The 13,644-nt window shown below is 65.6% G+C and carries 13 protein-coding genes; all 13 read right to left on the bottom strand.

What is annotated here, in order from left to right; translation table 11 throughout:
- Positions 1-45 precede the first annotated feature (45 nt).
- The 13 genes from ACVWY6_RS06305 to mraY all read right to left on the bottom strand — a co-directional run bounded on the left by ACVWY6_RS06305 (position 46) and on the right by mraY (position 13,628).
- Positions 46-402 carry a hypothetical protein gene (locus tag ACVWY6_RS06305; protein ID WP_457536724.1) on the bottom strand — a complete coding sequence of 119 codons (357 nt, stop codon included), beginning with the start codon at positions 400-402 and terminating at the stop codon, positions 46-48.
- 20 nt (positions 403-422) lie between these two features.
- Positions 423-1,247 carry a DivIVA-like cell division protein Wag31 gene (gene wag31, locus ACVWY6_RS06300; RefSeq protein WP_457536722.1) on the bottom strand — a complete coding sequence of 275 codons (825 nt, stop codon included), beginning with the start codon at positions 1,245-1,247 and terminating at the stop codon, positions 423-425.
- A 338-nt stretch (positions 1,248-1,585) separates the two neighbouring features.
- On the bottom strand, positions 1,586-1,867 hold the full coding sequence (locus tag ACVWY6_RS06295) for a YggT family protein (RefSeq protein ID WP_023961068.1): 282 nt from the start codon (positions 1,865-1,867) through the stop codon (positions 1,586-1,588).
- Between the two features lie 66 nt (positions 1,868-1,933).
- On the bottom strand, positions 1,934-2,659 hold the full coding sequence (locus tag ACVWY6_RS06290; RefSeq protein WP_030171398.1) for a cell division protein SepF: 726 nt from the start codon (positions 2,657-2,659) through the stop codon (positions 1,934-1,936).
- A 97-nt stretch (positions 2,660-2,756) separates the two neighbouring features.
- Entirely contained in the window at positions 2,757-3,518 is a 762-nt protein-coding gene (locus ACVWY6_RS06285) for a YggS family pyridoxal phosphate-dependent enzyme (protein WP_457536719.1), read from the bottom strand.
- Complete coding sequence (gene pgeF / locus ACVWY6_RS06280) at positions 3,505-4,218, bottom strand: peptidoglycan editing factor PgeF (protein WP_400729276.1); 714 nt, start codon at positions 4,216-4,218, stop codon at positions 3,505-3,507. The genes ACVWY6_RS06285 and pgeF overlap by 14 nt, the downstream gene beginning before the upstream one ends.
- Positions 4,219-4,232: 14 nt before the next feature.
- Positions 4,233-5,429 (bottom strand): cell division protein FtsZ, encoded by a 1,197-nt coding sequence (gene ftsZ / locus ACVWY6_RS06275; protein WP_400727430.1) that lies wholly within the window; start codon positions 5,427-5,429, stop codon positions 4,233-4,235.
- Between the two features lie 203 nt (positions 5,430-5,632).
- Positions 5,633-6,613: a cell division protein FtsQ/DivIB gene (locus ACVWY6_RS06270; protein WP_457536717.1), complete on the bottom strand. Its 981-nt coding sequence runs from the start codon at positions 6,611-6,613 to the stop codon at positions 5,633-5,635.
- Positions 6,610-8,124: a UDP-N-acetylmuramate--L-alanine ligase gene (gene murC, locus ACVWY6_RS06265; protein WP_457536715.1), complete on the bottom strand. Its 1,515-nt coding sequence runs from the start codon at positions 8,122-8,124 to the stop codon at positions 6,610-6,612. Before murC ends, ACVWY6_RS06270 begins: the two co-directional genes overlap by 4 nt.
- Positions 8,121-9,278, bottom strand: coding sequence for an undecaprenyldiphospho-muramoylpentapeptide beta-N-acetylglucosaminyltransferase (murG, locus tag ACVWY6_RS06260; protein WP_062799524.1), 1,158 nt, complete (start codon positions 9,276-9,278; stop codon positions 8,121-8,123). Before murG ends, murC begins: the two co-directional genes overlap by 4 nt.
- Complete coding sequence (gene ftsW, locus ACVWY6_RS06255; RefSeq protein WP_457536712.1) at positions 9,275-11,062, bottom strand: putative lipid II flippase FtsW; 1,788 nt, start codon at positions 11,060-11,062, stop codon at positions 9,275-9,277. The genes murG and ftsW overlap by 4 nt, the downstream gene beginning before the upstream one ends.
- On the bottom strand, positions 11,062-12,543 hold the full coding sequence (gene murD / locus ACVWY6_RS06250) for a UDP-N-acetylmuramoyl-L-alanine--D-glutamate ligase (protein ID WP_457536710.1): 1,482 nt from the start codon (positions 12,541-12,543) through the stop codon (positions 11,062-11,064). Before murD ends, ftsW begins: the two co-directional genes overlap by 1 nt.
- On the bottom strand, positions 12,540-13,628 hold the full coding sequence (mraY, locus tag ACVWY6_RS06245) for a phospho-N-acetylmuramoyl-pentapeptide-transferase (protein WP_023961086.1): 1,089 nt from the start codon (positions 13,626-13,628) through the stop codon (positions 12,540-12,542). Before mraY ends, murD begins: the two co-directional genes overlap by 4 nt.
- Positions 13,629-13,644: the final 16 nt, after the last annotated feature.

Here is a 13,644-nt window from a genome sequence, read left to right as displayed (position 1 = left end):
TCCGAGAGCTCCCCGGTGATGGCCGGATCAACGCTGATGACAAGTTTAACGCGGCTTGTCGAGATGTATTTCCTCGGTGGGCGGGTCATCGTCATACCGGTGACCCTGCGCACCCAAATGACCCTGTGCATCCGAGTCCTGCTGATGCCCGCTCTGGTCTCGCACCTGATCGGCTGACCCGGGGTCTGCTTGGTCGTCCCCGCCCGAGTCTGCCCGGGCGTCGTGGTCGGCCTGATCAGAGTTCGACCGGCGGCCGAGCCCGATCAGGTCTGCCAGCAGGAATCCGACTCCGATCACGCACACCACGATGCACGCGACCGCGAGCCAGAGGATCCCGCTGATCAGCGCCGCCACCAGCAGGACGAATCCCACCAGGGTGGCGCCCAGCGCCAGCACCAGCACGGATCAGACCCCGACGAAAATCAGTTGTTCGGCTTGCTGAATCCGCCGGAGTTGGTGAAACCACCATTGCCGGGATCGGACGAGAAAGCGTCGCCACCACGTGCGTTGTCCACCGGTGCGGCGCTTCCACGCTGCTGCAACTCTTCGAGCTGGGATTCGAGGTACGTCTTGAGCCGCGTGCGGTACTCACGCTCGAACGTCTTGAGCTGTTCGATTCGACCCTCGAGTACCGAGCGCTGCTGGTTGATCGTGCCCATGATCTCGGTGTGCTTGCGCTCGGCGTCGGCCTGCAGAGCGTCGGCCTTCTCCTGCGCCTGCCGGGTCTGGGTCTCGGCGCGCGACTGCGCGTCGGCCAGAATCGCCTCGGAACGCTGACGGGCATCGCTCAGCATCGCCTCGGACTTCGAGCGGGCGTCGCCGACGAGGGCATCGGCACGTGCGCGTGCGTCGGCAACCATGGCCTCGGACTCGCTGCGCGCGTTGTTGGTCAGACGATCCGCGGTCTCCTGGGCCAGGCCCAGCACGCGGGCTGCCCGGATGCTCTGGTCCTCGTTGGAGGACTGCTGCGGCTGCTGCTGCGCCACCGGCTCGGGGGCCGGGGGCTGCTGCTTGGCGAAGGTCTGTGTCGCCGGCTCTTGCGCGGGCGCAGACTTCTTGGCCTGATCCACCTCGCCTTCGAGCTCCTCGACGCGCTGCTTCAAGTCGGAGTTCTCTTCGATCAGACGCGCCAGTTCAGCTTCTACGAAGTCGAGGAACTGATCGACTTCGTCCTCGTTGTAGCCGCGCTTACCGATCGGCGGTTTGCTGAACGCGACGTTGTGCACATCAGCTGGTGTCAGCCGCATTGGTCGGTCCCCTTATACCTTGTGTCGAACATTGGTCTGCTTGTCTGGAGGTGCTGGCTGGCGTAGTCACCGCCCATGAATTCCACTTCTGACGCGACCCAGATCATGGATCAGTCAGCCATATTATTCACGATCGACATCTAGCCTGTAACTGGCGTCCATCCTGTCACACTAGAACCGTTCGTCGCACCCTTTGGTTGCTATGTCGAAATCAAACGGGTGTCAAAACGCACCATTTACTTCGGCGCGTCCCGAGTTTGTGACCCGTTCGTTATCAACCTACTCGATACTAATGCCCCCGCTTGCCATCCGGGGGTACGACCCGCGGTCGAATCCGGCTAGGCGGCGACCAACGACATCGCGATGAGGACCACGATCATCGTGATCATCAGCGAGAGGTCCAGGCGAACAGGTCCGAGCGGGATCGGCGGCAGAATTCGGCGCAGGGCCTTGATGGGTGGGTCTGTCGTGGTGAAGACAGTTTCGATGACCACCACCGAGGCTCCGGTGGGTCGCCACTCCCGGGCGAAGGTTCGCACCAATTCGATCACCAACCGACCGAGCAGAAGCAGCCAGTAGATGAAAAGGAGGTAGTAAATAATCTCGCGTGCGATCGTCACGCCACAACTCTGCCCGATTTCGGTCCCGGATGTGAAAACGACAGGCCGGCGGGCCCGTGGGCCGACCTACTGGTGGTTGTAGAAACCGGTTTCGGCGATCTTCTTGCGATCCTCGGGCGAGACATCGATGTCGGCAGGAGCCAGCAGGAACACCTTGGTGGCCACCTTGTCGAACGAGCCGTGCAGCGCGAACGCGAGACCGGCGGCGAAGTCGACGAGTCGCTTGGCGTCGGCGTTGCTCATCTCAACGAGATCCATGATCACGGGGCTACCGTCGCGGAACCGCTCGCCGATCGTGCGCGCCTCGGCGTAACTGCTGGGCCGCAGGGTGGTGATCTTGCCGAGCGGGTTGCCTTCTTCGAAGACCCGATCGAGTTCTGCGCGCGGGTCGATGGCGAGGGCGCCGCGGGTGGAGGGGCCACCGACTGCGGAGGGCCGGGTGCCGACCGTGCGTGTGGCGAGCGGTTCGAGGCGGCCCGTCATCCGTGCCGGCGCTGGGGCAGCAGCGTAACGGTCAATCGATTCGAACTGCGGACGCCGGGCGCCTGCGTAGGCGTACTCGGGAACGCGCTCGTACTCGCCGTCCCGAAAGTCGGCTTCGCGGTAGTCGCGGTCGTCCACGTCGTCGCGGTACTCGGCGCGGTAATCGCCTTCGCGGAAGTCGGGCTCGTCGCGGTAGTCGCGCTCGTAGCGGCGCGACCGCGCGGGAGCGGGATCGTCCAGGTAGTCGTCTTCGTAGTCACCGGGAGGGACCATGCCGAAGTACGCCTTGAACTTGTGGATGGTGCTCATCGCAATTCCTCTTTCAGCCGCGGCCGGTACTCGACAACTCCTGCAGTCCTGTTGCCACTGTTAGTCGTGTTGTCGCTGTTACTGATGTGACTAACCGTTATGGCGAGATTAGCGGCCTGTCCCCCATGATCGCGGTACCGACACGCACGCAGGTTGATCCGTGTTGCACTGCGATCTCCAGGTCTCCCGACATACCGGCGGACAGCTCTCGCGCCGCGGGGTGCTGCGCCACGAAATCGCGGTGGATGCGTTCTGACTCCGCCATCCAGCGGTCCGCCGAACCGTGCAGCGGAGCGATGACCATCAGCCCGCACAGCACCAGGTTGGGTAGTTCGGCGATCGACTCGGCCAGCCCGGCGAGGTCGCTTTCCGCCACTCCCCCACGGCCTTTCGCCTCGTCATCGTCGAGGCCGACCTGAATCAGCACTTCCAACGCGGCAGCGCGGTCACCATTGTCGAGGGCGACGCCGGTGGCGCGGTCGAGGGTGTGCGCCAACTTCAGGCTGTCCACCGAATGCACTCGATCAGCCCAGCGCGCAACGGACTTGGCCTTGTTGCGCTGCAGTTGACCGATCATGTGGAAGCGCAGATCCGTGCGGCCGGTGGCGGTTCGCACATCTTCGGCCTTCCGGCCGGCCTCGGGTTCCCGGGACTCACCGAACTCGGTGGCGCCGGCCTCGATCAGCGCCAGCACGTCCGCCGCAGGGAAGAACTTCGTCACCGGCAGCAGTGCGACATCGGCGGGAGAACGACCGGCCGCGACACACGCCTCGTCCACGCGCCGGCGGACGCTGGCCAGATTGGCCGCCAGTTGCGACGCCCGTGCAGGAGATACCGACTCCTGATCAGGCACTGCCACTGTCCATCCAGATCACGCAGGCCAGCCGGCCGGTGGGATTGTCGCGGCGATGACTGAAGAGCGCCGGATCCTCGATGGTGCACCGCGGGTCCTCGGCCACCGCCGAGACGCCCGAGGACAGGAGCTGACGGCGAATCCCCGCACGCAGGTCCAGTCCGGGAGTCCCCTTGGCGGTGCGGGTCGCGCTACCGGGGAGGTGCTTTTCGACATCGGCCTGCATCTGCGCGGGCACCTCGTACTGACGACCGCTGGCGGCGGGGCCGAGGAAGGCACCGATCCGGCTGACCTTGGCGCCGGCTTCCTCCATGGCCTCGAGCGTGCGGGGGATGATCCCGATGCGCGCTCCGACCCGGCCTGCATGCACCGCGGCGATCACACCCGCTGTCTCGTCACTGAGCATCACCGGCACGCAATCAGCACTGAGGACGGCCAACGCGAGGTCGGGCGTGGTGGTGATCAACGCATCGGTGGCAGGCACTGCGCCCGTCACCGGCTCGTCTACCCGGGTCACGTTACGGCTGTGGATCTGCTCCATCCACACCATGCGCGCCGGGTCCACGCCGATCTTCTCGGCGAGTCGAACCCGGTTGCGGCGCACCGCATCCGGATCGTCGCCCACATGATCACCGAGGTTGAACGACGCGTACGGACCGGTGGAGACACCACCGGACCGGGCGGTGACAACCCGCCTGATCCGTATCCCCACTGCGGGGCTCAGCGCTTCATGAACGGTGGGACATCCACCTCGTCGTCGGCCTCGTCGAGACCGTGAGCGGGACGCGACGAGCCATTGCGCGACGAGCGGTCGTCGGCGAAGGGGTCACCGGCGGGCACCTGCGCGAACAGCGGATCACGCCGTTCGGTGGTGCCACCGGCCGACACCGACCCGGCGCGTGCCGAACCGACCGAGCCACTCGTACGTGCTGCAGCAGTCGCAGCAGATTCGACGGGTTTGCGTGCGGGCGAACCACTGTCGAAGCCGGCGGCGATCACCGTAACCCGCACCTCGTCGCCGAGGTTGTCATCGATGACCGTGCCGAAGATGATGTTCGCGTCGATGTGTGCGGCTTCCTGCACCAGCGTCGCTGCCTCATTGATCTCGAACAGGCCGAGATCGCTTCCGCCGGCGATCGAGATCAGCACGCCGTGAGCACCTTCCATGGAGGCCTCGAGCAGCGGCGAGTTGATCGCCGACTCGGCGGCCTTGGTCGCCCGCGACTCTCCCCGCGCTGAACCGATGCCCATCAGGGCACTGCCTGCATTGCTCATCACACCTTTGACGTCGGCGAAGTCGACGTTGATCAGACCAGGCGTGGTGATCAGATCGGTGATGCCTTGCACACCATTGAGGAGAACCTCGTCGGCGCTGCGGAAGGCATCCATCAAACTGACTGCGGCATCTCCCATCTGGAGCAGCCGATCGTTCGGGATCACGATCAGGGTGTCGCATGATTCACGCAGCGCGGCGATACCGACCTCTGCCTGGCCACCGCGACGCTTTCCCTCGAAGGAGAACGGGCGGGTCACGACACCAACCGTGAGTGCTCCCAGTTTGCGGGCGATGCTCGCGACGACAGGAGCGCCACCGGTTCCGGTGCCGCCACCTTCACCCGCGGTCACGAACACCATGTCGGCGCCCTTGATCAGTTCCTCGATCTCATCCTTGGCATCTTCGGCGGCGCGGCGTCCCACCTCGGGATCGGCACCGGCGCCGAGGCCACGCGTGGAGTCGCGGCCGACGTCGAGTTTGACGTCGGCGTCGCTCATCAGCAGGGCCTGTGCGTCGGTGTTTATCGCGATGAACTCGACCCCCTTGAGGCCTTGTTCGATCATGCGGTTGACGGCATTGACTCCGCCGCCGCCAATACCGACGACCTTGATCACGGCAAGGTAGTTGTGCGGGGGCGTCATAGCGCTCGCCTTCCTTTTGTTTCGATCCGAACCATCTGGCTCTGCTGCTCGCACCCACCGGGACGAAAACCCTCAACCTAAACCACAGGCTTAGAGTTATGTCAAGTAGTCACGTGCTGGGGGAAACGCTAGGCACCATCGGACTGTGGAGCCAGCAAGCGCTGCGGCGTGTCGCCAAGAACCGAAGAAATCGGGCTCGAAATCTACTTGAAGGTCGGATTCTGCGGGCTCGACACGTTGTACTCGGTGCCTTCCTGCCCCAGAACGTGCCGGAGTGTCTCCGCCTTTTCACCGTTGCGTTCGTCGTCGCCCCACACCACGGTGCGATTGTCCTTGAGCTGCAGCACGATGTTCACCGGCGAGGTGACCTCGATACGGGCGACCTGATCGGCCACATAGGCGGGGACCCCGGTCATCACACTGAGCGCCGCGCGGGTCGAAGGATCTCCGGAACCGGGATTCGGCGTGACCAGTTCGGCCAGGCCCGGCGGTGGATCCTGTTGCGCGAACTCGAAGCCCAACTTGTCCATCAGGTACCGCTTGCCGTCTCGCTCGGTGAAGACCACCGGCTGACGTTCGACCACGGAGACGGTGATGGTCGACGGATACTCGCGCTTGACCCGCACCGTGGCCACGCGCGGGATCACCGACACCCTCTGGGCCGCAGCTGCGGTGTCCACCTGCATCAGCGGCTCGCCCTTGGAAAGCGCTGCCGCGGCAACGATCTCCGGAGACTGCACAATCGAGTTACCGGTCACCTCGATGGTTCGAACCGACATCAGAGGAGAGAAATAGGCCACCGCCGTCAGTGCGATCACCACCACGATGGCCCCCACTGTGAGCAGCAGTAGTCGCAGCCCACTGACACCCCGTGCGCGACGGGAGGCTCTGGCTCCTCGGCGAGGCTTGCGCGCGACCGCACCGGATCGGTCCGAGTCCACCGGCTCGTCGGGGTCGACCGGGTCACCGGGTTCACTTCCGATTCCACCACCGACCGTCACGTCGACCAGGTCGGTGAGGTCATCGGGTTCGGACTCATCGGGCTCGGTGAGGTCATCGGGCTCGGTCAGGTCGTCAGGGCGCGACTGTCCCTTCGGATCCACCGGAACGCCGCCCGATCCCTTGGTATCTCGATGATCGCCACGTCTGCCGCTGCCCCGGTGGGGCCGGCGCCGCTCGCTCATCGGCCACCTTTCGGCGTCCCGCCATCAGCTCGGTGATGCCCCCGATCACGCAGAGCCTCCACGATCTCGACGGCCTGCATCGTCACATCGCCGGCGCCGATGGTCAGGATCACGTCGTCGGGAGCAGCCATGTCAGCGATCTGAGCGGGCAGCGCCGAGACATCGGGCTGAAAGGCAACGGGTTTGGTGATCTGGTCGGCGATGGTCAGACCCGAGATGCCCGGGATCGGTTCCTCCCGAGCACCGTAGACGTCGAGCACGATCACCTGGTCGGCCAGACTCAGCGACTCGGCGAACTCACGGGCAAAGGTTTCGGTGCGCGAATACAGGTGCGGCTGGAATATCGCCACCACGCGACCGCCGTCTGCATCCACCATGTCCCGGGCCGCGGTGAGCACAGCGCGTACTTCGGTGGGGTGATGGGCGTAGTCGTCGAAGACGCGTATGCGTCCGACTCGGCCACGGAGCTGGAAACGACGGTGCACTCCGGCAAAACCCTCGACGCCCTCGATGACGCCCGAGACCGACGCCCCCAGACACACACCCGCGATCATCGCAGCAATCGCGTTGAGCGCCATGTGTTTGCCGGGAACGGTCAGGATGATGGACCGCTCCTGCACGTCGCCGTCGGTGAACCGCACTTTCGCGATGCCACCGCTGGCCCGGCTCTGCCATTCGAGCAACTGGACGGTGAGTCCCACACCACCGGCCAGGTGCGCCTGGGTACCTTCGCCATATCCGAGCACGGACACCCCACGCTCGGCCATCCGCGCAGCCACCCTGCCGGCCAGCGCAGCCGAGCCGGGATCGTCCAGGCACACGATCAAAGCGCCACCGGGATTGATCCGGTCGGCGAAGTCATCGAAGACCTGCACATAGGCCTCGGTGGTCCCGAAGAAATCGAGATGGTCGGACTCCACGTTGGTCACGACCGCGACGTCCGGGCTGTACTGGAGCAGCGAGCCGTCGCTCTCGTCGGCTTCGGCGACGAACACGTCGCCCGAGCCGTGATAAGCGTTGGTACCGGACTCGTTGAGCTCGCCCCCGACGGCGAACGACGGCTCGAAGCCGCAGTGCTGCAACGCGACAACGGCCATCGAAGTGGTGGACGTCTTTCCGTGGGTGCCCGCGATGAGCAGGTTGCGATGACCCTCCATGAGCGTCGCCAACACCGCCGGCCGCAGCAGCACCGGGATATCCAGTTCACGCGCGGCGACGAGTTCGGGATTTGTCTTCGGGATCGCCGCGAAGGTCGTGACGACCACGGTGGGCCCACCCTCGAGCAATTCGAGTGCCGACCGGTCGTGACCGATCTGAATCTTCGCACCGCGAGTCCGGAGATCGATGACGGCGCGTGACTCCTTGGCATCGCTACCCGACACCTGTCCCCCGCGCGCCAGCAGGATGCGCGCCAACCCGGACATTCCGGCCCCACCGATACCGACCATGTGCACACGTGAGAGTTGCGGTGGCAGAGCCTGTTCGACACCGGTGGTCGAGGTCTCGTTCATGTCGACCCCCCGGAGCGATGCGCCTGCGCGAGCTCGATGCCGGCCCGAGCCACGGCCTGGGCCGCACCCCGAGCGCCTGCGCCCGCCGCAGCCTTCGACATCGCGGCCAGCCGGCCGGGATCGGTCAGCAGGGGTGGAATGGTGCGGGCCACGTAGTCAGGCGTGAGATCGGCGTCGTCGACCAAGATCCCGCCACCCGCCGACACCAGCGGCGCCGCGTTCAACCGCTGCTCCCCATTGCCATGTGGCAGGGGCACGTAGACCGCGGGGAGTCCGGTCGCCGACACCTCGGCAACCGTCATCGCACCCGATCGACAGATCGCCAGGTCTGCGGCGGCGTAAGCCAGATCCATCCGCGAGATGTACGGCAGCGCCACGTAGGGGCACTCGGCTTCGAACGGTTCGAGCGTGTTCTTCTTGCCGTAAGCGTGCAATACACCGATCTTGTTGTCCGCCAACACCTGAGCGGCACCCCGCACCGCGGTGTTCAAACTCAGGGCGCCCTGCGATCCACCGAACACCAACAGGGTCGGCGCATCGGGGTCCAGCCCGAAGAACTCACGGGCCTGCGCACGAAGCCCTGCGCGGTCCAGATCCGAGATGGATGCCCGAACCGGAATGCCGACGACTTCGGCATCCAAACCCGAGCCTGGCACGGCGGCGAGCACCCGCTGTGCCAGCCGAGCGCCGACCTTGTTGGCCACGCCTGCACGTGCATTGGCCTCGTGGATGACCACCGGCACCCGCCGCGAACGCGGGCGCATCCGGGCAGCGATATAGGCGGGCAGGGCCACGTATCCGCCGAATCCGATCACCACATCGGCGTTCACCTCGTCGAGAACTCGACGGGTGGCCGCCACCGAAGCGCGAAGCCGTAGCGGCAGCCTGGCCAGATCGGCGTTGGGCTTGCGGGGCAACGGGACGGGCGGGATCAGTTCGAGCCGGTAGCCACGCTCTGGGACCAGAGTGGTCTCCAGACCGCGAGCGGTGCCGAGCGCTGTGACCTCGATACTCGGATCGAGGTCGCGCACGGCATCGGCGACAGCCATCGCCGGCTCGATGTGTCCGGCGGTCCCACCGCCTGCGACCACGATCGACAACGGACGGGTCGACTCACTCACTTCGGGTACCGCCGCAGATGCGGGTCCGGTCACCGCCACCGTTCCGGATCCCGGTAACGCGGTGCCGGGGTGCTCCCACGGCGAGGATCTTGTTGCTGACGCTGTCGGGCATACGGGTCATTCTTGCGCAGGGGCCGAGCCCGTGTCTGCGGTGGGCTGGCGGTACCGCCATATCCCCAGTCCTGCTGCCTCGGGACCCCACGCCCGCGCCTGGTCCGCTGTGGTGGCGGGTAACTGCGTGGCGGCTGCGTACCGCGGGTCCGACGCCGAGCGGGTTCGGCGACCGCGGCCCTGCGGGCACGGGTGGCCGGGCGTGAATCCTGCTTACCCCGGCGACGATCGAGTCGTTCGCGGAGCACCTCGGCGCGGGTTTGCGAATACGGGACCGGATTGGGCAGTCGCAACATCCGGCCGAAACGGCCATCTCCCCCGGCAGCCAACGCAGCGACCGCCTCGGGTTCGTGTCGTGCTGCGTTCGCGAGCAGGCCGAACATCACCAGCGTGGTGAACGTCGATGTGCCACCGGCCGACAACAGGGGCAGCTGGATGCCGGTCACCGGCAGGAGGCCGACAACGTAGCCGATGTTGATCAGTGCCTGGGCAGTGACCAGCACGGTGATGGTTGCGGTCAGCAGCCGCAGGAACGGGTCCACCGAGCGCGTGGCGATGCGCAGACCCACGTACGCGAGAAGTCCGAACAGGAGCAGCACGAGAACGCCACCGATGAGTCCGAGCTCCTCACCGATGATCGCGAAGATGAAGTCGTTGTGGGCGTTCGGGAGGTAGTTCCATTTGGCGCGACTCTGGCCGAGTCCTTCACCGAAGACACCTCCGTTGGCGAGTGCGTAACCTGCCTGTCGCGCTTGATATCCCGCGCCCTGCGGGTCGTCGATGTGTCCGAGGAAGCTCTGCACGCGTTCACTTCGGTACCCGGCGGTCATCGCCAGGACACCGGCCGCGACCACACCGGTGGCGGCAAATGACAAGAACACCTTCACCGGCAGGCCGGCAAACCACAGCAGCGCACCGACGATGACCGCGATGGTGATGGTGGTACTCAGGTTCGGCTCGAGGATGATGAGCACGCAGACCAAAAAGGAGACCGGAATCAGCGGGACAAGCAATTCGCGAAGCGATGCGTTGTCACGCCGACGCGACGCCAGCAGATGAGCGCCCCATACACACAGGGCCACCTTGGCGAGTTCGGACGGTTGGACCGACAAGCCACCGACGGTGAACCACCGCCGCGAACCCTGGACCAGACTGCCGATGCCCGGCACCAGAACGAGCATGAGCATGATCGTCGCGACGATCATGGCGGGCGCAGCCAACCTGCGCATCAACCTGATCGGCATCCGGACGGCGAAGTAGAACAGCACCACCCCGAGCGCTGCGAACACCAGCTGCGTGGTGAACAGGCCATAGGACGATCCGGTCTTCGAGTACCCCTCGACCGACGAGGCCGACAACACCATCACCAGACCGAACGAGGTCAACAGTACGGTCAGCGTGACAATCAGATGGAATGAGGCGAGCGGGCGGCTCAGGACTCCGGAGATCGCCGTGACTACGTTTCCGATGCCTTCGGCGAACGTGATGACCCTGCGTTCGGGACGACTGCGGGTAGTCGATGCGCCGGCCGCCGGCTTGTCGTCGGCAACCGAATCCGTTCCGGCAGAATCTTTCTCACCGGTCGCTGAATCCGACTCCGTGCCGTCGACATCGGCGGCCTCGTCGAACGCCGAGTCGTCGGCAGCCTGATCGTCGGGCGAGCGCCCGGTTGTTGTGGGTTCTTCAGGATCGAGTCCGCGCGGCATCAGGATGCCCCCAACACACGCGCACCCGGCAGGGCGCGAGCGCTGGCGGCAAAGGCATCACCGCGGACCCCGTAACCGGCGAACATGTCGAGTGAGGCCGCGGCGGGAGCCAGCAGGACCGCGTCCGGTGTGTCCGGGTCGGCAACGCACATCTCCCAGGCGGCGCGCACCGCCCTGGCCATGACGGCAGTGGGGTCAGCAGTGTTCACCGCCCCATCTTCCCCTGTTACTACTGTGACTGTTGGTACCAGAGGGGCGTGTCGTGTCATTGCGTCGGCAATGATGTCGCGATCGGCTCCGATGATCACCACCCCGGCGAGCCGATCGCGAACCGCGACGACGAGGTCGTCCACCGAAGCCCCCTTGAGGAGCCCTCCGGCCAGCCACACAACCCGGCGATGTCCCCTGATGGATGCGAGCGCGGCGTGAGGGTTGGTGGCCTTGGAATCGTCGATGAAGGTCGTGGAGTCGATGACGGCAACCGGCGTGCTGCGATGACCGCCGACGGTGAACGATTCGAGCCCGGCTTCCACGGCCTCCGGTCCGACACCGATGGCCCGGCACAGCGCTGCGGCGGCCAGAGCATTCAACTGTCCCGACGGCCCGGTCGGCCGGACCTTGTCCAAGGCGATCAACGCGACAACTGAGTTGTCGCCACTCTCATCCCAGTCCACCCGATCAACGAGTTGTCCGTTGGAGACCCCGAGTTCGCCGGGGTGCGGGGTACCGAGCCGGAACCCCACGGTCCGTGCACCTTCCGAGGTGGCGGCAAGGATGCCGGCGACCGGGTCATCGAGCCCCACAACGGCAATCGGCCCGGACAACGCAACCGACTTCGCCTTGATGTAGGCCGACATGGAACCGTGCCAGTCGAGGTGATCTTCGGCGATGTTGAGCACGGCACCTGCGGTCGGCCGCACCGATGGCGCCCAGTACAGCTGGAACGACGAGAGTTCAACCGCCAGGACGTCCGACCGCGACTCCGCCATCAGGGCATCGAGCACCGGCAGGCCGATGTTGCCGCACGCGCTCACCGACGCGCCCGCAGCGGTCATGATGGCCTCGACCATGCCGGTGGTGGTGGTCTTGCCGTTGGTCCCGGTCACCACTAGCCACTGCCGCGGCGGCCCGGTGATGCCGGACCGATCGACTTGCCAGGCCAGTTCGACCTCACCCCACACGGGTAGACCGGCATCCGCCGCGGCGACCAGCATCGGATTGTCAGGACGAAAGCCCGGAGAGGTGATCACAAGATCGAAGTCATCAACCCACGCGTCCCGCGCGAGGATCTCGTCCACCGTGGATGCCGCGGCTCCGAGATCCACGAGTGGACGTGTGGCCTTGCTGTTGTTGTCGCACACCGTCACCGATGTGCCCTGGCCGAGCAGGAACCGGACCGCAGAGGCACCGGCGATCCCGGCACCTGCCACCAGGACGCGTTGTCCCCACGGCGTGCCGGTGCCGGAGGCGGGCACGGTCATCCTCCGCTGGCCGCCAGGAACTCGCTGTAGAACAGCGACAATCCCAGGGCACAGGCGATGGCCGTGAGCAACCAGAACCGGATGATGACCGTTGTCTCCGCCCACCCCGACAGTTCGAAGTGGTGGTGGAACGGCGCCATTCGGAACACTCGTCTACCGGTGGTCCGGAACACTGCGATCTGGATGACAACCGAGATGATCTCGGCGACGAACAGTGCGCCCACCACGACCATCAGCAGTTCGGTGCTTGTGGTGATGGACAGCCCGGCAAGCATGCCTCCGAGGGCAAGTGATCCGGTGTCGCCCATGAATATCTTGGCCGGGGCGGCATTCCACCAGAGAAAGCCGAGGCAGGCGCCGCCACCGGCGACCGCGATCAACGCCAGATCCAGGGGGTCGCGGACCGTGTAGCAGCCGGGTTCGGCCGTCTTGGGTCCACCCACGCAGGCATTTCGGTACTGCCAGAACGTGACCAGTACGTACGAGCCGAGGACCATCGCCATCGATCCTGCGGCCAGACCGTCGAGACCGTCGGTGAAGTTCACCGCGTTCGACCACGCCGACACCACCAGCCAGCAGAAGACGACAAACAACACCGAGCTCATCGTGATGGCGTCGATGTCACGCACGTACGACAGCTGGGTGCTGGCGGGCGTGTAGCCGGCCTCGTTGCGGAACTGCAGTGCCAGGATGCCGAAGAGCAGGGCCGCGATCAGCTGGCCGACCGACTTGGCTGTCTTGTTCAGGCCCAGGTTGCGTTGCTTACGGATCTTGATGAAGTCGTCGAGGAAACCGACGATGGCCAGGGTGGTCGCGAGCGACAGCACGAGGACACCCGAGGCTGTCGGTCCGCTCCCATCGGTCAGGAGACCGACGAGATGAGCGCCCCAGTAGCCCGCCCAGAGTGCCGCGACGATGGCGACGCCGCCCATCGAGGGCGTACCGCGTTTGGTCTGATGGCTCTTGGGCCCCTCGACCCGGATCTCCTGGCCGAACCCCTGCCTCGAGAAGACCTTGATCAGCACCGGCGTCAGCAGAATCGCCACAGCCAGCGAGATCACGCCCGCAATCAGGATCTGCCTCACCTATAAGTCCTCACCT

The sequence above is a fragment of the Williamsia sp. R60 genome, from assembly GCF_054063855.1.
Note: the sequence above shows the minus strand (reverse complement) of the source record. Positions and strands in the feature narration are given on the sequence as shown.

Excerpts from the sequence above, each read along its gene's own strand:
- wag31 (WP_457536722.1), bottom strand. The coding sequence starts at position 1,247 with ATGCGGCTGACACCAGCTGATGTGCACAACGTCGCGTTCAGCAAACCG.
- ACVWY6_RS06290 (WP_030171398.1), bottom strand. The coding sequence starts at position 2,659 with ATGAGCACCATCCACAAGTTCAAGGCGTACTTCGGCATGGTCCCTCCC.
- ftsZ (WP_400727430.1), bottom strand. The coding sequence starts at position 5,429 with ATGACGCCCCCGCACAACTACCTTGCCGTGATCAAGGTCGTCGGTATT.
- ACVWY6_RS06270 (WP_457536717.1), bottom strand. The coding sequence starts at position 6,613 with ATGAGCGAGCGGCGCCGGCCCCACCGGGGCAGCGGCAGACGTGGCGAT.
- murC (WP_457536715.1), bottom strand. The coding sequence starts at position 8,124 with ATGAACGAGACCTCGACCACCGGTGTCGAACAGGCTCTGCCACCGCAA.
- ftsW (WP_457536712.1), bottom strand. The coding sequence starts at position 11,062 with ATGCCGCGCGGACTCGATCCTGAAGAACCCACAACAACCGGGCGCTCG.
- murD (WP_457536710.1), bottom strand. The coding sequence starts at position 12,543 with ATGACCGTGCCCGCCTCCGGCACCGGCACGCCGTGGGGACAACGCGTC.